17 protein-coding genes and 1 riboswitch are annotated in these 17,893 nt (G+C 66.8%); of the genes, 9 read left to right on the forward strand and 8 right to left on the reverse strand.

Going from position 1 to position 17,893, the window contains the following annotated elements:
- Positions 1 to 73 precede the first annotated feature (73 nt).
- Positions 74 to 1,462, forward strand: a complete 1,389-nt coding sequence (gene mpl, locus P4826_RS09260; RefSeq protein ID WP_317703550.1) for a UDP-N-acetylmuramate:L-alanyl-gamma-D-glutamyl-meso-diaminopimelate ligase — start codon at positions 74 to 76, stop codon at positions 1,460 to 1,462.
- Positions 1,463 to 1,522: 60 nt separating this feature from the next.
- Here mpl and P4826_RS09265 read toward each other — a convergent pair whose 3' ends face one another.
- The 4 genes from P4826_RS09265 to rodA form a co-directional block, all read right to left on the reverse strand.
- Positions 1,523 to 1,831: a hypothetical protein gene (locus tag P4826_RS09265; RefSeq protein WP_317703551.1), complete on the reverse strand. Its 309-nt coding sequence runs from the start codon at positions 1,829 to 1,831 to the stop codon at positions 1,523 to 1,525.
- A gap of 42 nt (positions 1,832 to 1,873) precedes the next feature.
- Entirely contained in the window at positions 1,874 to 2,992 is a 1,119-nt protein-coding gene (locus P4826_RS09270; RefSeq protein WP_317703552.1) for a 3-deoxy-7-phosphoheptulonate synthase, read from the reverse strand.
- 258 nt (positions 2,993 to 3,250) lie between these two features.
- Positions 3,251 to 4,711 carry a metalloprotease TldD gene (gene tldD, locus P4826_RS09275; protein ID WP_317703553.1) on the reverse strand — a complete coding sequence of 487 codons (1,461 nt, stop codon included), beginning with the start codon at positions 4,709 to 4,711 and terminating at the stop codon, positions 3,251 to 3,253.
- Between the two features lie 52 nt (positions 4,712 to 4,763).
- Positions 4,764 to 5,951, reverse strand: coding sequence for a rod shape-determining protein RodA (gene rodA / locus P4826_RS09280; RefSeq protein ID WP_317703554.1), 1,188 nt, complete (start codon positions 5,949 to 5,951; stop codon positions 4,764 to 4,766).
- Between the two features lie 33 nt (positions 5,952 to 5,984).
- Here rodA and P4826_RS09285 point away from each other — a divergent pair, with 33 nt between their 5' ends.
- The 8 genes from P4826_RS09285 to P4826_RS09320 all read left to right on the forward strand — a co-directional run bounded on the left by P4826_RS09285 (position 5,985) and on the right by P4826_RS09320 (position 13,641).
- Positions 5,985 to 6,575 carry a YqiA/YcfP family alpha/beta fold hydrolase gene (locus P4826_RS09285; RefSeq protein ID WP_317703555.1) on the forward strand — a complete coding sequence of 197 codons (591 nt, stop codon included), beginning with the start codon at positions 5,985 to 5,987 and terminating at the stop codon, positions 6,573 to 6,575.
- A gap of 72 nt (positions 6,576 to 6,647) precedes the next feature.
- On the forward strand, positions 6,648 to 8,810 hold the full coding sequence (locus P4826_RS09290) for a ribonuclease catalytic domain-containing protein (RefSeq protein WP_317703556.1): 2,163 nt from the start codon (positions 6,648 to 6,650) through the stop codon (positions 8,808 to 8,810).
- A gap of 92 nt (positions 8,811 to 8,902) precedes the next feature.
- Positions 8,903 to 9,763, forward strand: coding sequence for an energy transducer TonB (locus P4826_RS09295; RefSeq protein ID WP_317703557.1), 861 nt, complete (start codon positions 8,903 to 8,905; stop codon positions 9,761 to 9,763).
- A 255-nt stretch (positions 9,764 to 10,018) separates the two neighbouring features.
- Positions 10,019 to 10,861, forward strand: a complete 843-nt coding sequence (aroE, locus tag P4826_RS09300; RefSeq protein WP_317703558.1) for a shikimate dehydrogenase — start codon at positions 10,019 to 10,021, stop codon at positions 10,859 to 10,861.
- Between the two features lie 171 nt (positions 10,862 to 11,032).
- Complete coding sequence (mtgA, locus tag P4826_RS09305) at positions 11,033 to 11,749, forward strand: monofunctional biosynthetic peptidoglycan transglycosylase (protein WP_317703559.1); 717 nt, start codon at positions 11,033 to 11,035, stop codon at positions 11,747 to 11,749.
- A complete protein-coding gene (locus P4826_RS09310) occupies positions 11,746 to 12,606 on the forward strand; it encodes a hypothetical protein (protein WP_317703560.1) in 861 nt (286 codons plus the stop codon). The genes mtgA and P4826_RS09310 overlap by 4 nt, the downstream gene beginning before the upstream one ends.
- 41 nt (positions 12,607 to 12,647) lie before the next feature.
- Positions 12,648 to 13,196, forward strand: a complete 549-nt coding sequence (gene ruvC, locus P4826_RS09315) for a crossover junction endodeoxyribonuclease RuvC (protein ID WP_317703561.1) — start codon at positions 12,648 to 12,650, stop codon at positions 13,194 to 13,196.
- Between the two features lie 124 nt (positions 13,197 to 13,320).
- A complete protein-coding gene (locus P4826_RS09320) occupies positions 13,321 to 13,641 on the forward strand; it encodes a monooxygenase (protein WP_317703562.1) in 321 nt (106 codons plus the stop codon).
- 163 nt (positions 13,642 to 13,804) lie between these two features.
- Here P4826_RS09320 and thiC read toward each other — a convergent pair whose 3' ends face one another.
- From thiC to P4826_RS09340, 4 genes are all read right to left on the reverse strand, one after another.
- Entirely contained in the window at positions 13,805 to 15,679 is a 1,875-nt protein-coding gene (gene thiC / locus P4826_RS09325; RefSeq protein ID WP_317703563.1) for a phosphomethylpyrimidine synthase ThiC, read from the reverse strand.
- 78 nt (positions 15,680 to 15,757) lie between these two features.
- A riboswitch (TPP riboswitch) is annotated at positions 15,758 to 15,867 on the reverse strand.
- 26 nt (positions 15,868 to 15,893) lie between these two features.
- Entirely contained in the window at positions 15,894 to 16,067 is a 174-nt protein-coding gene (locus P4826_RS09330) for a hypothetical protein (RefSeq protein ID WP_317703564.1), read from the reverse strand.
- A 10-nt stretch (positions 16,068 to 16,077) separates the two neighbouring features.
- On the reverse strand, positions 16,078 to 17,001 hold the full coding sequence (gene lpxC / locus P4826_RS09335; RefSeq protein ID WP_317703565.1) for a UDP-3-O-acyl-N-acetylglucosamine deacetylase: 924 nt from the start codon (positions 16,999 to 17,001) through the stop codon (positions 16,078 to 16,080).
- An 84-nt stretch (positions 17,002 to 17,085) separates the two neighbouring features.
- The gene (locus tag P4826_RS09340) at positions 17,086 to 17,883 is read right to left on the reverse strand and encodes an IclR family transcriptional regulator (protein WP_317703566.1); all 798 of its coding nucleotides are present in this window, start codon (positions 17,881 to 17,883) and stop codon (positions 17,086 to 17,088) included.
- Positions 17,884 to 17,893 lie beyond the last annotated feature (10 nt).

Genomic DNA, 17,893 nt, shown 5'->3' on the forward strand with positions numbered 1-17,893 from the left:
GATTGCACAAGCATCAATGGCCATTTTTGTTCAAAATCCATAACCAGACGCCAGCTCCCTAGAATCACGCCCCATGCACATACATATCCTAGGCATTTGCGGCACTTTCATGGGCGGCCTGGCCGCCCTGGCGCGCGAGGCGGGTCACCGCGTCACCGGCTGCGACAGCGGCGTCTACCCGCCGATGAGCGACCAGCTGCGCGCGCTGGGCATAGAGCTGATCGAGGGCTATGGCGCCGAGCAGCTGGCGCTGGCGCCCGACATGTTCGTCGTCGGCAACGTGGTCAGCCGCGCCCGGCTGGCCGATGGCAGCCCGAAATTCCCGCTGATGGAGGCCATTCTGGACGCGGGCGCGCCCTATACCAGCGGCCCGCAATGGCTGGCCGAGCAGGTGCTGACCGGCCGCCATGTGCTGGCCGTGGCCGGCACGCATGGCAAGACCACCACCACCTCGATGCTGGCCTGGATTCTGGAATGCGCGGGCCTGGCGCCCGGCTTTCTGGTCGGCGGCGTGCCCATGAACTTCGGCATCTCGGCGCGCCTGGGGTCGCTGGCGGCGGGACAGGAGCGGCCACTGTTCGTGATTGAGGCCGACGAGTACGACACCGCCTTCTTCGACAAACGCAGCAAGTTCGTGCACTACCGCCCGCGCACCGCCGTGCTGAACAACCTGGAGTTCGATCACGCCGACATCTTTGACGATCTGGCGGCGATCGAGCGGCAATTCCACCATCTGGTGCGCACCGTGCCGCCCTCGGGCCGGGTGGTGTTCAACGGGCTGGAGGAAAGCCTGGCGCGCGTGCTGCACGCCGGCTGCTGGAGCGCGGTAGCCAGCTTTGGGGCGGCCGTGAGCGACTTCAGCGCACGCGGCGAGCCGCATGATTTCGAGGTGCTGCAGCGCGGCGAACCGGTGGCGCGTGTGCGGTGGGGGTTGAGCGGCACACACAACCAGCTCAATGCCCTGGCGGCGATTGCTGCCGCCGAGCATGTGGGCGTGGCCCCCGACCAGGCGGCCCAGGCGCTGGCGCGCTTCGAGAACGTGAAGCGCCGCATGGAGCTGCGCGGCCAGGTGCGCGGTATCAGCGTCTATGACGACTTTGCCCATCACCCCACGGCCCTGCGCACCACGCTCGATGGCCTGCGCCGGCGCGTGGGCCCCGAGGCGCGCATCCTCGCGGCCTTCGAGCCGCGCAGCAACACCATGAAGCTGGGCACCATGAAGGCGCAGCTGCCCTGGGCCTTGGCCTCGGCCGACCTGGCCTTTTGCCACACCGCCGGGCTGGACTGGGATGCCGCCGAAGCCCTGGCGCCGATGGGCGCGCGGGCCAGCACGGCGGCAGACGTTGACCAACTGGCGACCGACCTGGTGGCGCAGGCGCGACCGGGCGACCACATCGTCTGCATGAGCAATGGCAGCTTTGGCGGCATACACGCCAAGCTGCTCAATAAACTATCAAATTAATAGCTGTTGGCGCTTATCCATCAAGCGCAAACAGCCTATTTCATCCGAATTTTCAGAGTGTCAGAACGTGACGGCCATGGCCGCCACGTCCACCCGCACCACGGGACGGGTCAGCGCCGCGACGGTGGCGCGGGCAAACTGGCTGGACCACTGGCGGTCGGCCAGCAGCGTGGCGCCCGCGGCCTGGGCCACGGTGAGCACCTTGTCGGCCAGCAACACCTTGCCGCTGGCGCGCAGGGGTTCGCAGTCCAGGCGCGTGAACTCGTCATCCAGCCAGCGGCGGGCTTGCTCGTTGCTGAGGGTTGGGCCTTCGGTACTCAGGCGGAATTCCTGTCCGGGCGAGAGGGTGACCAATACTTCGCTCTGCATAGCTCGTCTTTCTTGAGATGGGTGGTGATGTGCCAGTGCAGCTTACACCGAACGGCGCGCCTGCACGGCGGACGCCAGCTCGGCCAGGCAGGCCACGGAATCGTCCCAACCCAGGCAGGCATCGGTGATGCTCTTGCCGTACTCCAGCTTTGCAGGGTCGTCCTTGCCCGGTGTGAACTTCTGCGCGCCGGCCTGCAGATGGCCCTCGATCATGACGCCGAACACGCTACGCGAGCCGCCGGCGATCTGGCCGGCGATGTCATGCGCCACGTCGCGCTGGCGCTCATGCTGCTTGCTGCTGTTGGCGTGGCTGCAGTCCACCATCAGCGAAGCCGGCAGGCCGGCAGCCGCCAGATCCTTGCAGGCGATGGCCACGCTCTCGGCGTCGTAGTTGGGCGCCTTGCCACCGCGCAGGATGACATGGCAATCCTTGTTGCCGGCGGTGCGCACGATGGCCACCTGGCCGTTCTTGTGCACCGACAGGAAATGGTGGCCGCGGCTGGCGGACTGGATGGCGTCGGTGGCGATGCGGATGTTGCCGTCGGTGCCATTCTTGAAGCCGATGGGCGCCGAGATGCCGGAGGCCAGCTCGCGATGCACCTGGCTTTCGGTGGTGCGCGCGCCGATGGCGCCCCAGCTGATCAGGTCGCCGATGTACTGCGGACTGATCACGTCCAGAAACTCGCTCGCTGCCGGCACGCCCATGCGGTTGATGTCGATCAGCAGCTGGCGCGCGATGCGCAGGCCCTCGTCGATGCGGTAGCTGCCATCCAGGTAGGGGTCGTTGATCAGGCCCTTCCAGCCCACAGTGGTGCGCGGCTTCTCGAAGTAGACGCGCATCACCACCTCGAGCTGATCCTTGTACTGCGCGCGCACCGCCTTGAGCTTTTGCGCGTATTCCAGCGCCGCCTGGGGGTTGTGGATGGAGCAGGGGCCGAGGATGACCAGCAGGCGGTCGTCCTCGCCGCTCATGATGCGCTGGATGTTGCGGCGCGTGTCGCCAATCAGCGATTCGACCTCGGTGCCGCGAATGGGGAAGAAGCGGATCAGATGTTCGGGAGGGGGGAGCACGGTGATGTCCTCGATGCGTTGGTCGTCGGTCTGGCTGGTTTTCTCGACGTTGGGATACCAGGCTTCGTGGCTCGAGGCAGATGCGGTCATGGGGCGATCCTTGTGGGTGGATAGGGCGTAGGTCGGGACAGGTTTGAAAACAAAAAAAACCGCCGGGCTTTGCAGCTTCGGCGGTTCTTGTGAGAAGGGGGCTCGGTCAGGGTGCGCGTCTACCTCTCTCATCCGCCATGGACAGAGAACCAAAAGTAAAAGTAAAACGCGCTGTTGACTGGCATGGCTTTCAATGTAGCATGATTTGCGGCACTGCAACAAAACCATGGTGTAGCCATGGCGCCACAGGTTTTGGCATCAGGCCGTGCCCCCGACGGTGATGCCGTCGATGCGCAGCGTGGGCTGGCCCACGCCCACGGGCACGCTCTGCCCCTCCTTGCCGCAGGTGCCAACGCCGCTGTCAAGGCGCATGTCGTTGCCGATCATGCTCACTTTTTTCAGCGACTCGGGGCCGCTGCCGACTATTGTGGCGCCCTTGACGGGGTAGAGAATCTTGCCGTTTTCCACCCAATAGGCCTCGCTGGCCGAGAACACGAACTTGCCGCTGGTGATGTCCACCTGGCCGCCGCCAAAATTGGTGGCGTACAGCCCCTTCTTGATGCTGGCGACGATTTCCTGCGGATCCTTGTCGCCGGCCAGCATGTAGGTGTTGGTCATGCGCGGCATGGGAATGTGGGCATAGCTCTCGCGCCGGCCGTTGCCGGTGGGCTGGGCGCCCATCAGGCGCGCGTTCATTGCGTCCTGGATATAGCCCTTCAGGATGCCATCCTCGATCAACACATTGCGCTGCGTGGCGTGGCCTTCGTCGTCCACGTTGAGCGAGCCGCGCCGGTCGGCAATGGTGCCGTCGTCCAGCACCGTGACGCCCTTGGCCGCCACGCGCTGGCCAATGCGGCCGGAAAACGCCGACGAACCCTTGCGGTTGAAGTCGCCCTCCAGCCCATGGCCCACGGCCTCGTGCAGCAGCACGCCGGGCCAGCCCGGGCCCAGCACCACGGTCATCTCGCCGGCCGGCGCGGGGCGCGATTCCAGGTTCACCAGGGCGGCGTTGACGGCCTCATCCACATATTTGCCGATCTGCTCGTCGCTGAAATAGGCCAGGCCGAAGCGCCCGCCGCCGCCGGCCGAGCCCACCTCGCGCCGACCGCCCTGCTCGGCGATCACGGTGATCGACAGGCGCACCAGCGGGCGCACGTCCGCCGCCAGCAGGCCGTCGGCGCGCGCCACCAGCACCACGTCGTACTCGCTGGCCAGGCCCGCCATGACCTGCACCACGCGCGGATCCTTGGCGCGGGCGCGCTGCTCGGCGCGCTCCAGCAACTGCACCTTGGCCGTGCTGTCCATGCTGGCGATGGGGTCGAGATGCGGATAGAGGGAGCGGCTTTTAGCTATTTTTTTAGAAGCTACTCGCGCTCTCCCACCCTTGGCTGCAGCCGAAATTGACCGCACGGTGCGGGCAGCATCGAGCAGCGAGGCCTGGGAGATGTCGTCGGAATACGCAAAGGCCGTCTTCTCGCCGCTGACGGCGCGTACGCCCACGCCCTGGTCGATGGAAAACGACCCGGTCTTGACGATGCCCTCCTCCAGGCTCCAGCCCTCGGCGCGCGTGTACTGAAAGTACAGGTCGGCGTCGTCAACCTGGTGCGCGCGGATTTCCGCCAGCGCGCGGGAGAGGTGGGATTCATCCAGGCCGAAGGGCGTGAGCAGCAGCTCGCGGGCCAGGGCCAGGCGTTCTATGGTGGGTTCGCGGGAGATCATGGGGCGATTGTAGGCAGGCGCCGCCAACCCTACGCCCGGTCTGGGCCGGCGGCTACAGCCCGCCCTGGAAGGTGTCTGGCGGATCCTCGTCGGGCTGGTGCTGGGCGCGCGCCACCGACATCAGCACCCCTAGCGCCAGCCCCAGCGTGACCATGGCCGTGCCGCCATAGCTGACAAACGGCAATGGCACACCAACCACGGGCAGGATGCCGCTGACCATGCCCATGTTCACGAACGAGTAGACAAAGAAGATCACCGCCACGGCGCCGGCCATCAGGCGGCCAAACAGCGTGCCGGCGTGGGCGGCGATCACCAGGGCGCGCCACACCAGCAGGATGAAGCAGCAGATCAGCACCAGGTTGCCCGCCAGGCCGAACTCTTCGGAGAAGGCGGCGAAGATGAAGTCGGTGGTGCGCTCGGGTATGAACTCCAGATGCGTCTGCGTGCCCGACATGAAGCCCTTGCCCCAGACCCCGCCCGAGCCTATGGCGATCATGCCCTGGATGATGTGAAAGCCCTTGCCCAGCGGGTCGCGCGTGGGGTCCAGCAGGGTGCAGATGCGTTGCTGCTGGTAGTCGCGCAGCACCGACCAGCGCACGCCGTCGGCGCACAGCTGGGGTTCATACCAGACGATGAGCGCAATGCCCAGCGCGCCCAGCAGCACCGGCGGCGCCACCAGCTTCCAGGGCAGGCCGGCAAAGAAGATCACCGACAGGCCGGCGGCCATGACCAGCAGCGAGGTGCCCAGATCCGGCTGCTTCATGATCAGCCCCACGGGTATCAGCAGCAGCACGCCGGCGACGATGAACTCCGCCGCGCGCAGCTGCCCCTCGCGCTTCTGGAACCACCAGGCCAGCATCAGCGGCATGGCGATCTTCATGATTTCACTCGGCTGTATCACCACGCCCACGTTGATCCAGCGCGTGGCGCCCTTCTTGGTGATGCCGAACAGCGCCACCGCCACCAGCAGCGCCACGCCCAGCGCATACAGCGGCACGGCCAGCACCATCAGGCGCTGCGGCGGCACCTGCGCCACCACGAACAGAATGCCCGCCGCCAGCAGCATGTTGCGCCCATGGTCATAAAAGCGCGTGCCATGGTCAAAACCCGAGGAGTACATGGCCACCAGGCCTATGCCCGACAGCAGCAGCAGCAGCCCGATCAGCGGCCAGTCGAAGCCACGGAACAGGGGCAGGATGCGCTGCGGCAGGGACGGCGTGTCGAAGGCGGAAGTGGACATGGGGCGCAATTATCGGCGGCCACATAATCCCCCATGACCACCACCCATCTGCTCTACCTGCACGGCTTTCGCTCCTCACCCCAGTCCGCCAAGGCCCGCCTGACGGCCGAGCGCGTGGCCGCCCAACACCCAGGCGTGTTCTTCTGGTGCCCGCAGCTGCCGCCTTCGCCGCGCGCGGCCATGGCGCTGGTGGCGGCCAGCATCGCCCATTGGCCCCAGGGCACGGGCATGGCGGTGATCGGCTCGTCGCTGGGCGGCTACTACGCCAGCTGGGTGGCAAGCCAGGCACGCTGCAAGAGCGTGCTGCTCAACCCCGCCGTGCAGCCGGCGCGCGACCTGGCGCGCCATATTGGCGAGCAGACCAGCTGGCATGACCCGGAGGAACGCTTTTTCTTCCGCCCCGAATTCGTGGACGAGTTGCAGGCGCTGGACGTGAGCCACCTGCCCCCGGCCGCGCCCGAGCTGCTGATCGCCGCCCAGGGCGACGAACTGCTGGACTGGCGCGAGATGGTGGCGCGCTACCCGCAGGCGCAGCAGCGCGTGCTGGAGGGTGGCGACCATGCGCTGAGCAGCTTCCCCCAGCAGCTGGCCGAGGTGCTGCGCTTCTGCGACCTGGCCCCGTAGACCCTGCAGGATCGACCCGCCGGCGGTGACAGTCCCCGGGGCCGGCACGCCGGCATGGGAAAATCGCCGGCTATGCATGCACTGTTCGACGACGCCGGCAAATTCCTCGCCGGCCGCATCCTCTCCGAAACCGACAGCTCGGCGCAGATCGAGCTGGACTCCGGCAAACGCGTCAAGGCCAAGGGCGCCAACATCCTTTTGAAGTTCGACAAGCCGGCCCCCGCCGAGCTGCTGGCGCAGGCGCGCGACATCGCCGCCGGCATCGAGCTGCCACTGGCCTGGGAATTCGCCCCCGAGGACGAGTTCGGCTTTGCGGATCTGGCGCGCGAGTACTTCTCTGCCAACTGCCCGGTGACCGAGCAGGCCGGCATGCTGCTGGCTCTGTTTGATGCGCCGCATTACTTCAGGCGCGCGGGCAAGGGCCGCTTCAAGAAGGCCCCGGCCGACATCCTGGCCCAGGCGCTGGCGGGCATCGAGAAGAAGAAGCAGCTCCAGGCGCAGATCGACGGCTGGGCCGCAGAACTTGCGGCCGGCAGCTGCCCGCAGCCGATACGCGAGCAGCTCTACAAGATCCTGTTCCGCCCGGACAAGAACACGCCCGAGTACAAGGCCGTGGTCGAGGCCAGCCGCGCCGCGCACAGGGCGCCGCTCGATCTGCTGCAGGCCGCGGGCGCCATCGACTCGCCCTACCAGTTCCACTGGAAGCGCTTTCTGTTCGAGAACTTCCCCAAGGGCACGGCCTTCCCACCACTTGCCGCGCCGCAGCCGCCACAGGACCTGCCGCTGGCCGATGTGCAGGCCTATTCCATCGACGACTCGCAAACCACCGAGATCGACGACGCCCTGTCGGTGCGCGGCCTGGGCACGGGGCAGGTCACCGTGGGCATACACATTGCCGCGCCCGGCCTGGCGATACAGCCCGGCGGCGACCTGGACAAGCTGGGCCGCCAGCGCCTGTCCACGGTCTACATGCCGGGCTACAAGATCACCATGCTGCCCGACGAGGTGGTGCAGATCTACACCCTGGACGAGGGCCGCGCCAACCCGGCCGTGTCGCTGTACGCGACCATCGACGAGGCGACGCTGGCCATCACCGCCACCGAGACGCGCCTGGAGCGCGTGCCGGTCACCGTGAACCTGCGCCACGACCAGCTCGACCACATCGTCACCGAAGCATGGCTGGGCGATGCAAGCATTCAGCATGAAAATACGCCGCAGGCCTTGCTGGAACTGCGTGAACAGCTATCTTTTTTATATCGTCTGGCAAAACAGCTCAAGGCCGGGCGCGAACAGGTGCGCGGCAAGCCCGAGACCTTCAACCGGCCGGACTACAACTTCCGCTTGAGCGCCGCACGGCCGCCCGAAGGCGCGAACGCCCCCCAGGGGGGCAGCGCAGCCAGCGCAGCGGCAAGCGTGGGGGGCGTCCAGCCTTGCAACGGCAAGGCCGAGCCCCAGGGCAGCGAGACGGTGCAGATCAGCACGCGCCAGCGCGGCGCGCCGCTCGATTTGATCGTGGCCGAGGCCGCCATCGTCGCCAACAGCCATTGGGGCCAGATGCTGGCCGAGCATGGCGTGCCCGGCATCTACCGCAGCCAGGCCAGCCTGGCCCCCGGCATCAAGGTACGCATGGGGACCAAGGCGCTGCCGCACGCCGGCATTGGCGTCAAGAGCTACGCCTGGGCCACATCACCGCTGCGCCGCTATGTGGATCTGGTGAACCAGTGGCAGATCATTGCCTGCGCGCGCCATGGCAAGACGGCCGCACTGGCCGCGCCGTTCAAGCCGAAGGACGCCGAGCTGTTCTCCATCATCAGCAGCTTTGACGCCACCTACGGCGCCTACAACGGCTACCAGGCCGGCATGGAGCGCTTCTGGACGCTGAAATACCTGCAGCAAAACGCCATCACCGAGCTGGACGCCACCGTCATCAAGGAGGGCATGCACGGCGGCTTTCTGGTGCGCGCCGACAGCCTGCCGCTGGTGCTGCCGGTGCTCGGCGCCCAGGGCCTGGCGCGCGGCGCGCGCGTGCGCGTGAAGCTGGGCGAGATCGACGAGATCACGCTGGACGTGAACGGCACGCTGATCGCGCGCCTGGACGACCCGCTGGATGCCAGCGACGACGGCCCCGTGGACGAGGACGAGGAAGACACCGTGGCCGGCCCTATCGCCATTGCCGTGGACATCAACGAAACCGATGGGGCGGGCAGCGAGCCTGGCACCGGCCAGCCGGGATAATCGCCCCCCGTGAACCTCACCCCCACGCTCCACCGCTTCGCGGGTCGCTGCCCCCCGAGGGGGCCGCTCTTTCATCTTGGGGCGGCCCGGCGATGAAAGTCCCCCCCTTCCTCCTGCGCCTCTCCACGCTGCAGATCGCGCTGGGCGTATCGATCGCCCTGCACGCGCTGCTGCTCTCGGTGCGCTTCATCGACCCGGAGCGCTTCAACCGCGTGTTCGAGGACACGCCGCTCGAGGTCATCCTGGTCAACGCCAAGACCAGCGAACGCCCGGACAAGGCCCAGGCCATCGCCCAGGCCTCGCTGGCCGGCGGGGGCGAGGCGGCCAAGGGCCGCGCCACCAGCCCCCTGCCCTACTCGGCCCTGACCTCCATTGGCGACGACCTGGAGGAAGCCCAGCGCAAGATGGATCAGATGCTGGAGCAGCAAACCCAGCTGCTGGCCCAGGTGCGCCAGCAGCTGGCCATATTGCCCCAGCCCGACCCGCGCAAGGCCAGCGAAAGCAGCGCCCAGGAACAGCAGGAAGAACGGCGCCGCCAGCTGGTCAAGCTGCTGGCCGAGATAGAAAAGCGCATCAACGACGAAAACGCCCGCCCGCGCAAGCGCTACATCAGCCCCGCCACGCGCGAGGAGGTGTACGCCGTGTACTACGACGGGCTGCGCCGCAAGGTCGAGGACAAGGGCACGCAGAACTTTCCCGAGCAGGGCGGCAAGAAGCTCTACGGCGAGCTGATCATGATCCTGACCGTGAACCACGACGGTCGCGTGCTGGAGACCGAGGTCGTGCAGGGCTCGGGCAATCGCCTGCTCGATCGCCGCGCCGAGGCCATTGCCCGCGCAGCCGGGCCGTTTGGTCACTTCGGCCCGGCCATGCGCGCCAAGGCCGACCAGATCGCCGTGGTCTCGCGCTTCAAGTTCACGCACGACCAGACCCTGGAAACCGCCGTGCGCTAAAGTGAAACAACACCCCCCTGTGCGGCTACGCCGCTCCGTGCAGCCGCCAGAGGCGGCAGCCCTTCGGGGCCGTCCAAGCCTGCGCAGGCAGGCTTGGAGCCGCGGCCCTCAGCCCCCGCTCTCGCATTGCTGCGCAATGCGGGCAGGGGGACGCCGCCAGCGCGGCGGGGTGGCCCTTGCGCGGCGGCCCTGGCTTGGGTGGCGCCAGTTTCATGCGTAGCGGGTTACGCAAAGTGCGATGAGAAACTAATACCGATGAGCACCACCCCCGACCTGTACTGCGTGATGGGCAACCCCATCGCCCACAGCCGCTCGCCCTGGATACACGCGCGCTTTGCCGAGCTGACGGGCCAGCAGCTGCACTACGAACGCCGCCTGGTGGCGCTGGACGGCTTTGCCCAGGCGCTGCGCGACTTTGCCGCCGCCGGCGGGCGCGGCTGCAACATCACCGTGCCCTTCAAGCTGCAGGCCGCAGACCTTGCCGACACGCGCAGCGCGCGCGTGCAACTGGCCGGCGCGGCCAACACCCTGGTCTTTGCCAACGGCCAGATCCACGCCGACAACACCGATGGCCTGGGCCTGGTGGCCGACATAGAGCGCAATGCCGGCGTGGCGCTGGCCGGGCGCGACCTGCTGCTGGTCGGCGCGGGCGGCGCCGCCGCCGGCGCGCTGGCGCCGCTGATCGAACGCCAGCCCCGGCGCATTGCCGTCGTGAACCGCACGAGCGCGCGCGCCCAGGCCCTGGTGGCCAGCCACACGGCGCTGGCAGTGCTGCACAAAACAGAGCTACTTGCGCTTGATATACAAGCGCCGGAGGCCGATTTTGATGTCATCATCAACGCCACGGCCAGCAGCCTGGCCGGCGGCGCCGTGCCCGTGCCCGCCAGCGTGCTGCGCGCCGGCAGCCTGGCCTACGACATGATGTATGGCCCCGCCGCCCAGGGCTTTCTGGACTGGGCGACCCAGCACGGCGCCCAGGCGCGCGACGGCCTGGGAATGCTGGTGGAACAGGCGGCCGAGGCCTTCCAGCTCTGGCGCGGCCAGCGCCCGCCCGCCGCCCAGGTGCTGCAAGAGCTGCGCGCGGCCATCGCAAAATGAAGCAACAACCCCCTGTGCGGCTGCGCCGCTTCCCCCTTCTCTCGCACCGCTGCGCGCTGCGGGAAGGGGGACGCAGCCCTCGCTGCGGGGCGGCCCTTGCTCGGCTGCCCCAGCCTGGGTTGCGCCAGTTGCATGGGCAGCGGGTACTGCGCAGCGCCGTGGATTACTGAAATGCGGGGCGTGCTGCGCTGGATCGCCCTGGTGCTGCTGGCCTTTGTGGCGCTGCAGCTGTTCTTCGTGGCGCGCATCGCCGCCATGGCCTGGCTTGACCCCGAATCCACCAGCTTCCAGCGCTCCGAGGCCTGGGCGCAGCTGCGCCAGGACGGCGGCCTGCACTGGCGCCAGCAATGGCTGCCCTACGCGCAGATCTCCGACCACCTGAAGCGCGCCGTGATCGCCTCCGAGGACGACAACTTCGTCAACCACGACGGTGTGGAATGGGACGCCATAGAAAAGGCCTGGGAGCGCAACGCCCGCGCCGAGGCCCAGGCCGCCGCCCGGCCCAACGCCCGCGCACCCAAAATCCGTGGCGGCTCCACCATCACCCAGCAGCTGGCCAAGAACTTGTTGCTGTCGGGCGAACGCAACCTGGTGCGCAAGGGCCAGGAATTCGTGCTCACGCTGGCGCTGGAGCAATTTCTATCCAAGCAGCGCATCCTGGAGATCTACCTGAACAACGTGGAATGGGGCGCCGGCATCTTCGGCGCCGAGGCCGCCGCCCAGCATTACTACCGAAAGAGCGCGCGCCAGCTCACCGCCCCCGAGGCCGCCCGCCTGGCCGTGATGCTGCCGGCACCCAAGCGCTTTGAGAAAACGCCGAATTCGGCGTATCTGGCGGGGCGCACGCGCACCATCATGGCGCGCATGGCAAGCGCCGAATTGCCATGAGCACGGGTCCAAAGATGCCCCTGGCCATCGAAACCCGCCACGGCGACGCTCGCCTGCGCAACTGGGTGGCCGCCCTCGCCGTGGCGCTGCCGCCCGCGCTGCTACTGGGCGCGCTACTGGCCGCCATATTGCCCGCCCCTTGGCGCAATGCGGCCGTGTACGCATCCCTGCTTTTCGTTCCATGTCTTTGGGCGGGCGCACGCATCGGCCCCACCCTGATCGCCCGTTATGACGACCAAGCGCTGCAGCCGCCCCCTGCCGCGGAACCGGGATTGCGGCAGGCACCAACGCTGGATGCGGCACAGCAGCGCGCGTGGGCGGCCCTTGAATCCTGGTGCCAGGCAGGCACAGGGGACGGGCGCAAGCCGTTCTGGCACCCCTGGCGGCTGCCCGATATACCCGAGCGCCTCGGCCTGGCCGTCATGGCGGGACGGGACTGTGATGGCGCATCCCACCTGGCCGCGGCCTTTGCGCGGCATCTCGACCGAGACGATGAACTCGCCGCGCTGTCCGCGGCTTCAAGGCTCAAGGGCTGGCAGCTCAAACTCGCCGTGAAGTGGCACGAGCTAAGGTGGTGGCGCAAGCGGCACCCGCGCCAGCCCTGGGACTGCGGCTACCTCGCGCCAGACCCCGCGGCACCAGATCGGCTGGCACGCTTCAGGCCGCGCCGGCCTACGCTGATCATCGCCAGCACGCTGCGGGGCGACAGTCTGGCGCAGACGCTGCAGACTCTGGCTGCGGCAAAGGCGGAATACCACCACCCTGTCCGACTGCTCATGCTCGACGCCGATGCCCAACCTTGGCCTGCGCGGGTCTATGGCCCAGGGCAGGTTACTTTGATTCAATTTGCCTCCTGACGTTTGTACATAAAGCCCCAACAGCTCTATTTTTAATAGCAATGAGAATCCTCGGCATCGACCCCGGCCTGCAGACCACCGGCTTCGGCGTGGTGGACGTCGAGGGCCAGCGCCTGGCCTACGTGGCCAGCGGCACCATACGCACCACGGGCCTCGCGCTGGGCGACCTGCCGGGGCGGCTCAAGCTGCTGTTCGACGGCATCACCGAGGTCGCCGCGCGCTACCGGCCCGATGTGGCGGCGGTGGAGATCGTGTTCGTCAACGTCAACCCCCAGTCCACCCTGCTGCTGGGCCAGGCGCGCGGCGCGGCGCTCACTGCGCTGGTCAACGCCGACCTGCCCGTGGCCGAATACACGGCCCTGCAGATGAAGAAGGCCGTGGTCGGCCACGGCCGCGCGGCGAAGTCGCAGGTGCAGGAGATGGTGCGCCGCCTGCTCACCCTGCCCGGCCTGCCGGGCACCGACGCGGCCGATGCGCTGGGGCTGGCCATTACCCATGCCCACGCCGGCACGGCCATGGCGCGCGTGGGGCAGGTGACGCAACTCTCGCGGCGCCAGCACGCCATGTACAAGGGCGGGCGCAGTTACTGAAACCGCGTCAGTTGCCACCTTCGCCTGGCGGCTTGGGCCCTTGTCCGGGGAGTGCTGGCGCTGCCTACAATGATTTCCCCTTAGCCTTTTTGGAGTCCCACGCCATGGCCCCCTGCGTCGTCCTGTGGCACTTCGCCCTGCCCGCTCCCACCGAAGAGCAGTTCATCCAGATCAGATCGCCAAACAGTCGGCGCCCAAGTTCCGCAAGCTCGGCTCAATAGGCCTGATCAGCAAGGACTACGTGCGCAACGAGCATGGCGCCGGCGGCCTGTACGTATGGGAAAGCCGCGCCGCAGCCGAGGCCTGGTTTACCGAGGCCAAGCTGCAGGAGTACACCACCCTGTTCGGCGCGCGCCCCACGCTGACCTGGTACGAGGCCAACCTGACGGTGTACAACAAGGCCGGGCAGACGCGGGTCAACGGCCAGCCGGTGGCCGAGGGTTGACGAGCTCTCCCTCCCCCCTGAGGATGTGCGCAGCCTCGAGGCTGCTTCTCCCTCACCCCTACCCTCTCCCCCAAGGGGGAGAGGGAGTTGAGACCCGCGTCAAATCAGCGTTTTGCGCTACTGAAATATGTAGGCACCCATACCCAGAGGGGAAGTGTCGGTATCACACCGGCTGGATAGGAATGTAGAACTCCCCGCCCGCGCGGTTGAATTCCTCGGCCTTTTGCGCCATGCCCTGGGCCAGCGCGTCGCCCTCGGCCACGCCCTTGGCGGCGGCAAATTCGCGCACCTCTTGCGTGATCTTCATGGAGCAGAACTTGGGCCCGCACATGCTGCAGAAATGCGCCACCTTGGCGGCGTCCTTCGGTAATGTTTCGTCGTGGTATTCCTGCGCGGTTTCAGGGTCCAGACCCAGGTTGAACTGGTCTTGCCAGCGGAAGTCGAAGCGCGCCTGGCTAAGCGCATCGTCACGCGCGCGCGCCCCCGGGTGGCCCTTGGCAACGTCGGCGGCATGCGCGGCGATCTTGTAGGCGATGATGCCCTGCTTGACGTCGTCGCGGTCGGGCAGGCCCAGGTGCTCCTTGGGCGTCACGTAGCACAGCATGGCCGTGCCCATCCAGCCGATCATGGCGGCACCAATGGCACTGGCGATGTGGTCGTAGCCGGGGGCGATGTCGATGGTCAAGGGGCCGAGGGTGTAGAACGGCGCCTCGTGGCAGGTTTTCAGCTGCTCCGTCATGTTGGCCTGGATCATGTGCATGGGCACATGGCCGGGGCCTTCGATCATGGTCTGCACGTCGTGCTTCCAGGCGATTTGCGTCAGCTCGCCCAGGGTGTGCAGCTCGGCAAACTGCGCCTCGTCATTGGCGTCGCTGGCGCAGCCGGGGCGCAGGCCGTCGCCCAGGCTGAACGACACGTCGTACGCCTTCATGATGTCGCAGATGTCCTCGAAGTGCGTGTAGAGGAAGCTCTCGCGGTGGTGCGCCATGCACCACTTGGCCATGATGGAGCCGCCGCGCGAGACGATGCCGGTGCGCCGCTGCGCCGTCAGGTGGATATAGGCCAGGCGCACGCCCGCGTGGATGGTGAAGTAGTCCACGCCCTGCTCGGCCTGCTCGATCAGCGTGTCGCGGAAGATTTCCCAGCTCAGGTCTTCGGCAATGCCGCCCACCTTTTCCAGCGCCTGGTAGATGGGCACGGTGCCGATCGGCACGGGCGAGTTGCGCACGATCCAGTCGCGCGTGGTGTGGATGTTCTTGCCGGTCGAGAGATCCATCACGTTGTCTGCGCCCCAGCGAATGGCCCAGACCAGTTTTTCCACCTCTTCCTCGATGCTGGACGTGACGGCGGAATTGCCGATGTTGGCGTTGATCTTGACGAGGAAGTTGCGGCCAATGGCCATCGGCTCCACCTCGGGGTGGTTGATGTTGGCCGGGATGATGGCGCGGCCCCGCGCCACCTCGTCGCGCACGAATTCGGGGGTGATGATCTTCGGGATCAGCGCGCCCATGGGGTTGCCGGCCAGGCGCTTTTCGCGCGCGGCGTCTGCCATGTACTGCGCCATCCACTCGCGCTTGCCGTTTTCGCGCAGCGCCACGTATTCCATCTCGGGAGTGATGATGCCCTTCTTCGCGTAGTGCATCTGCGTGACGTTGGCGCCGGCCTTGGCGCGCAGGGGCTGGCGTTGCAGGGCCGCGGCCTCTTGGCGCAGCTGGGCCAGGCGGGCGGCGTCCTCGCTCTTGCTGCCATCGTCCAGCGCCACGGGTTTGCGGCCCTCATACCGCTCGGTGTCGCCGCGCTCGGCAATCCAGGCGCCGCGCACGCTTTGCAGGCCCTGCTTCACGTCGATGATGGCGGCGGGGTCGGTGTAGGGGCCGGAGGTGTCATAGACGCTGACGACCTCGCCGTTGGTGAGGGCAATGTCGCGCACCGGCACACGCAGATCCGCGCGGCTGCCGGTGATGAAGGACTTGGTGGAGGCGGGAAAGGACTCGCGCGTGCGGGCGAGCAAGGTGGCGAAGCTGTCAGGGGCGTTCATGGCGGGCATTCCTCAAAGGCTGGGGGATGGAATGCTCCGCAATCGGCGGGACGAAGGCGCGCTCTACGGCGCACTCCCCCATCCCACTGCAGCTCTTCTTACGCTGGTACTAACCAGATCAAGTTCGCGGTTTTGGCGGGTTGGCCCACCATCTCAGCACGCCCAAACGTGCACCCCGGAGCAAGGCGCAGTATACGGCCTGGCGCGCCGCGCACTATATGCGTTCCAGTATCAACACCAGGAAGAACATGGCCGCCGCGATGGCGATCCACTTGATGATCACCAGCCCGAAGCGCTTGTAGCGCTGCTGGCCCGTGGCGGCGAAATAAGCGAATGCGACGCCAGCCGCGAGCAGCAGCAGCATCACGGCCCAGCGCATGATCAGCATGGCCGGCGACTCACCAGGCGCGCGCCGGCTGGGCAAAGCCCGCGGGTGCCTGGCGCTCGCTGTCAAAGCTGACGATCTCCCAGGCGTCTTCCTGCGCCAGCAGCGCGCGCAGCAGCTGATTGTTCATGCCGTGGCCGCTGCGAAACGCGCTGTAGGCCGCCAGCAGCGGCTTACCCACCAGGTACAGGTCGCCCATTGCGTCCAGGATCTTGTGCCGGGCGAACTCGGCGTCGTAGCGCAGGCCGTCGGCGTTCAGCACCTTGTAGTCGTCCATGACGATGGCGTTGTCCAGCCCACCGCCCAGCGCCAGGCCACTGGAGCGCAGCATCTCCACGTCCTTGGTGAAGCCGAAGGTGCGCGCGCGCGCGATGTCGCGGGCGTAGTTGCCGCTACCCAGATCAAACTCCACGCACTGCCCGGTGGAATCGACCGCCGGATGGGCAAAGTCGATCTCGAAGCGCAGCTTGAAGCCGTGGTAGGGCTCCAGGCGAGCCCATTTCAGCTGGTCGCCCTGGCCCTCGCGCACCTCCACCGCGCGCTTGACGCGGATGAAGCGCTTGGGCGCGTTCTGCAGCTCCACGCCGGCGCTTTGCAGCAGGAACACGAACGAGGCCGAGGAGCCATCGAGGATGGGCACCTCCTCGGCCGTGATGTCGATGTACAGGTTGTCCAGCCCCAGGCCGGCGCAGGCCGACATCAAATGCTCCACGGTATGCACCTTGGCCCCGCCCGCGCCGATGGTGGAAGCCATGCGCGTATCCACCACCGCCTGGGCGTTGATGGCAATGTCCACCGGCTCGGGCAGATCGACGCGGCGGAACACGATGCCCGTGTCTGCTTGAGCCGGGCGCAACGTCAGCTCGACCCGCTGGCCGCTGTGCAGACCCACGCCGACGGCACGGGTCAGGGTCTTGATGGTGCGTTGCTGGAGCATAACCTTGCGATTTTAGTCGGCGCTCCTCAGTCTTGCTGCCGCCTTGGGGCTTTCCCCTCGATGCTTGACTTGAGTGCTTGAATTTCAGTACTTGAATAAAACCACCTGCGGACTCACCAGCTCTTCTTCCAGCAGCTTGAGCACGGCCGCTTTGTGCTGGGCCGTCATCTTGGAGGCATGGCTCGCCACGCTGATGGCTGCAACATGGTTGGCTTGCACACAGATGGCGACACCAACGCCGATCGCACCTGTCGTAAGCAGGTTCACGGTCTCGGAGCGGCGCAGTCTCCGCGTATGCACCACCATCTGCCGCAAGCGCTCCTCTGAGATTCCTGCCGCCTCGTAGTCAAGACTGCGGCGTTGGTATATCTGCTCGAGTTCTTTGTCGCGCAGGGTGGCGGCAAGCGCCAGGCTGGCCGTGCCCTGCCCCAACAGGCGGATCTGGCCCGTCATCAGACTATGTGCGTGCAATGGGTGGTCGCCTACTTCCACATGCAGGCAATGCGCAAAATCGCCGATGCGGACGATGAGAAATACCGAATCTCCAGTGCGACTGGCTATACGTTTCATCGCCGGGCGGCACGCCTCGAAGATGGGTGGTTTTGTCATGGCCGCCATGCCGGTGAACATGGCCTCCACACCTAGCCGATAGCGGCCGCTGTGTTCATCCCTCGCGGCAAACCCTGACTCGGTCAACACCATCAGCAGCCGCCTTGCTGTCGTTCTATTGAGACCGGACAGCTGCGCCAATTCATTGATGGCCAAGCCTTGGACGTGGTGGCAGGCAATCAAGCGCAAGACAGCAACCAGGCGCGCGGGGCTTTGCGCTCCGGGAAAACCTGAGTTCATATCGTGAACAAGCTGCCCGTCTACCTTTGTCATCCCAGCGCTC

It is taken from the genome of Diaphorobacter limosus, assembly GCF_033100095.1.
In the GTDB taxonomy this organism is placed as follows: domain Bacteria; phylum Pseudomonadota; class Gammaproteobacteria; order Burkholderiales; family Burkholderiaceae_C; genus Alicycliphilus; species Alicycliphilus limosus.

Bases quoted from the DNA above. Each gene is read 5' to 3' on its own strand.
- mpl (WP_317703550.1), top strand. From the start codon at position 74: ATGCACATACATATCCTAGGCATTTGCGGCACTTTCATGGGCGGCCTG.
- P4826_RS09265 (WP_317703551.1), bottom strand. From the start codon at position 1,831: ATGCAGAGCGAAGTATTGGTCACCCTCTCGCCCGGACAGGAATTCCGC.
- P4826_RS09270 (WP_317703552.1), bottom strand. From the start codon at position 2,992: ATGACCGCATCTGCCTCGAGCCACGAAGCCTGGTATCCCAACGTCGAG.
- tldD (WP_317703553.1), bottom strand. From the start codon at position 4,711: ATGATCTCCCGCGAACCCACCATAGAACGCCTGGCCCTGGCCCGCGAG.
- rodA (WP_317703554.1), bottom strand. From the start codon at position 5,951: ATGTCCACTTCCGCCTTCGACACGCCGTCCCTGCCGCAGCGCATCCTG.
- P4826_RS09285 (WP_317703555.1), top strand. From the start codon at position 5,985: ATGACCACCACCCATCTGCTCTACCTGCACGGCTTTCGCTCCTCACCC.
- P4826_RS09290 (WP_317703556.1), top strand. From the start codon at position 6,648: ATGCATGCACTGTTCGACGACGCCGGCAAATTCCTCGCCGGCCGCATC.
- P4826_RS09295 (WP_317703557.1), top strand. From the start codon at position 8,903: ATGAAAGTCCCCCCCTTCCTCCTGCGCCTCTCCACGCTGCAGATCGCG.
- aroE (WP_317703558.1), top strand. From the start codon at position 10,019: ATGAGCACCACCCCCGACCTGTACTGCGTGATGGGCAACCCCATCGCC.
- mtgA (WP_317703559.1), top strand. From the start codon at position 11,033: ATGCGGGGCGTGCTGCGCTGGATCGCCCTGGTGCTGCTGGCCTTTGTG.
- P4826_RS09310 (WP_317703560.1), top strand. From the start codon at position 11,746: ATGAGCACGGGTCCAAAGATGCCCCTGGCCATCGAAACCCGCCACGGC.
- ruvC (WP_317703561.1), top strand. From the start codon at position 12,648: ATGAGAATCCTCGGCATCGACCCCGGCCTGCAGACCACCGGCTTCGGC.
- thiC (WP_317703563.1), bottom strand. From the start codon at position 15,679: ATGAACGCCCCTGACAGCTTCGCCACCTTGCTCGCCCGCACGCGCGAG.
- P4826_RS09330 (WP_317703564.1), bottom strand. From the start codon at position 16,067: ATGCTGATCATGCGCTGGGCCGTGATGCTGCTGCTGCTCGCGGCTGGC.
- lpxC (WP_317703565.1), bottom strand. From the start codon at position 17,001: ATGCTCCAGCAACGCACCATCAAGACCCTGACCCGTGCCGTCGGCGTG.
- P4826_RS09340 (WP_317703566.1), bottom strand. From the start codon at position 17,883: ATGACAAAGGTAGACGGGCAGCTTGTTCACGATATGAACTCAGGTTTT.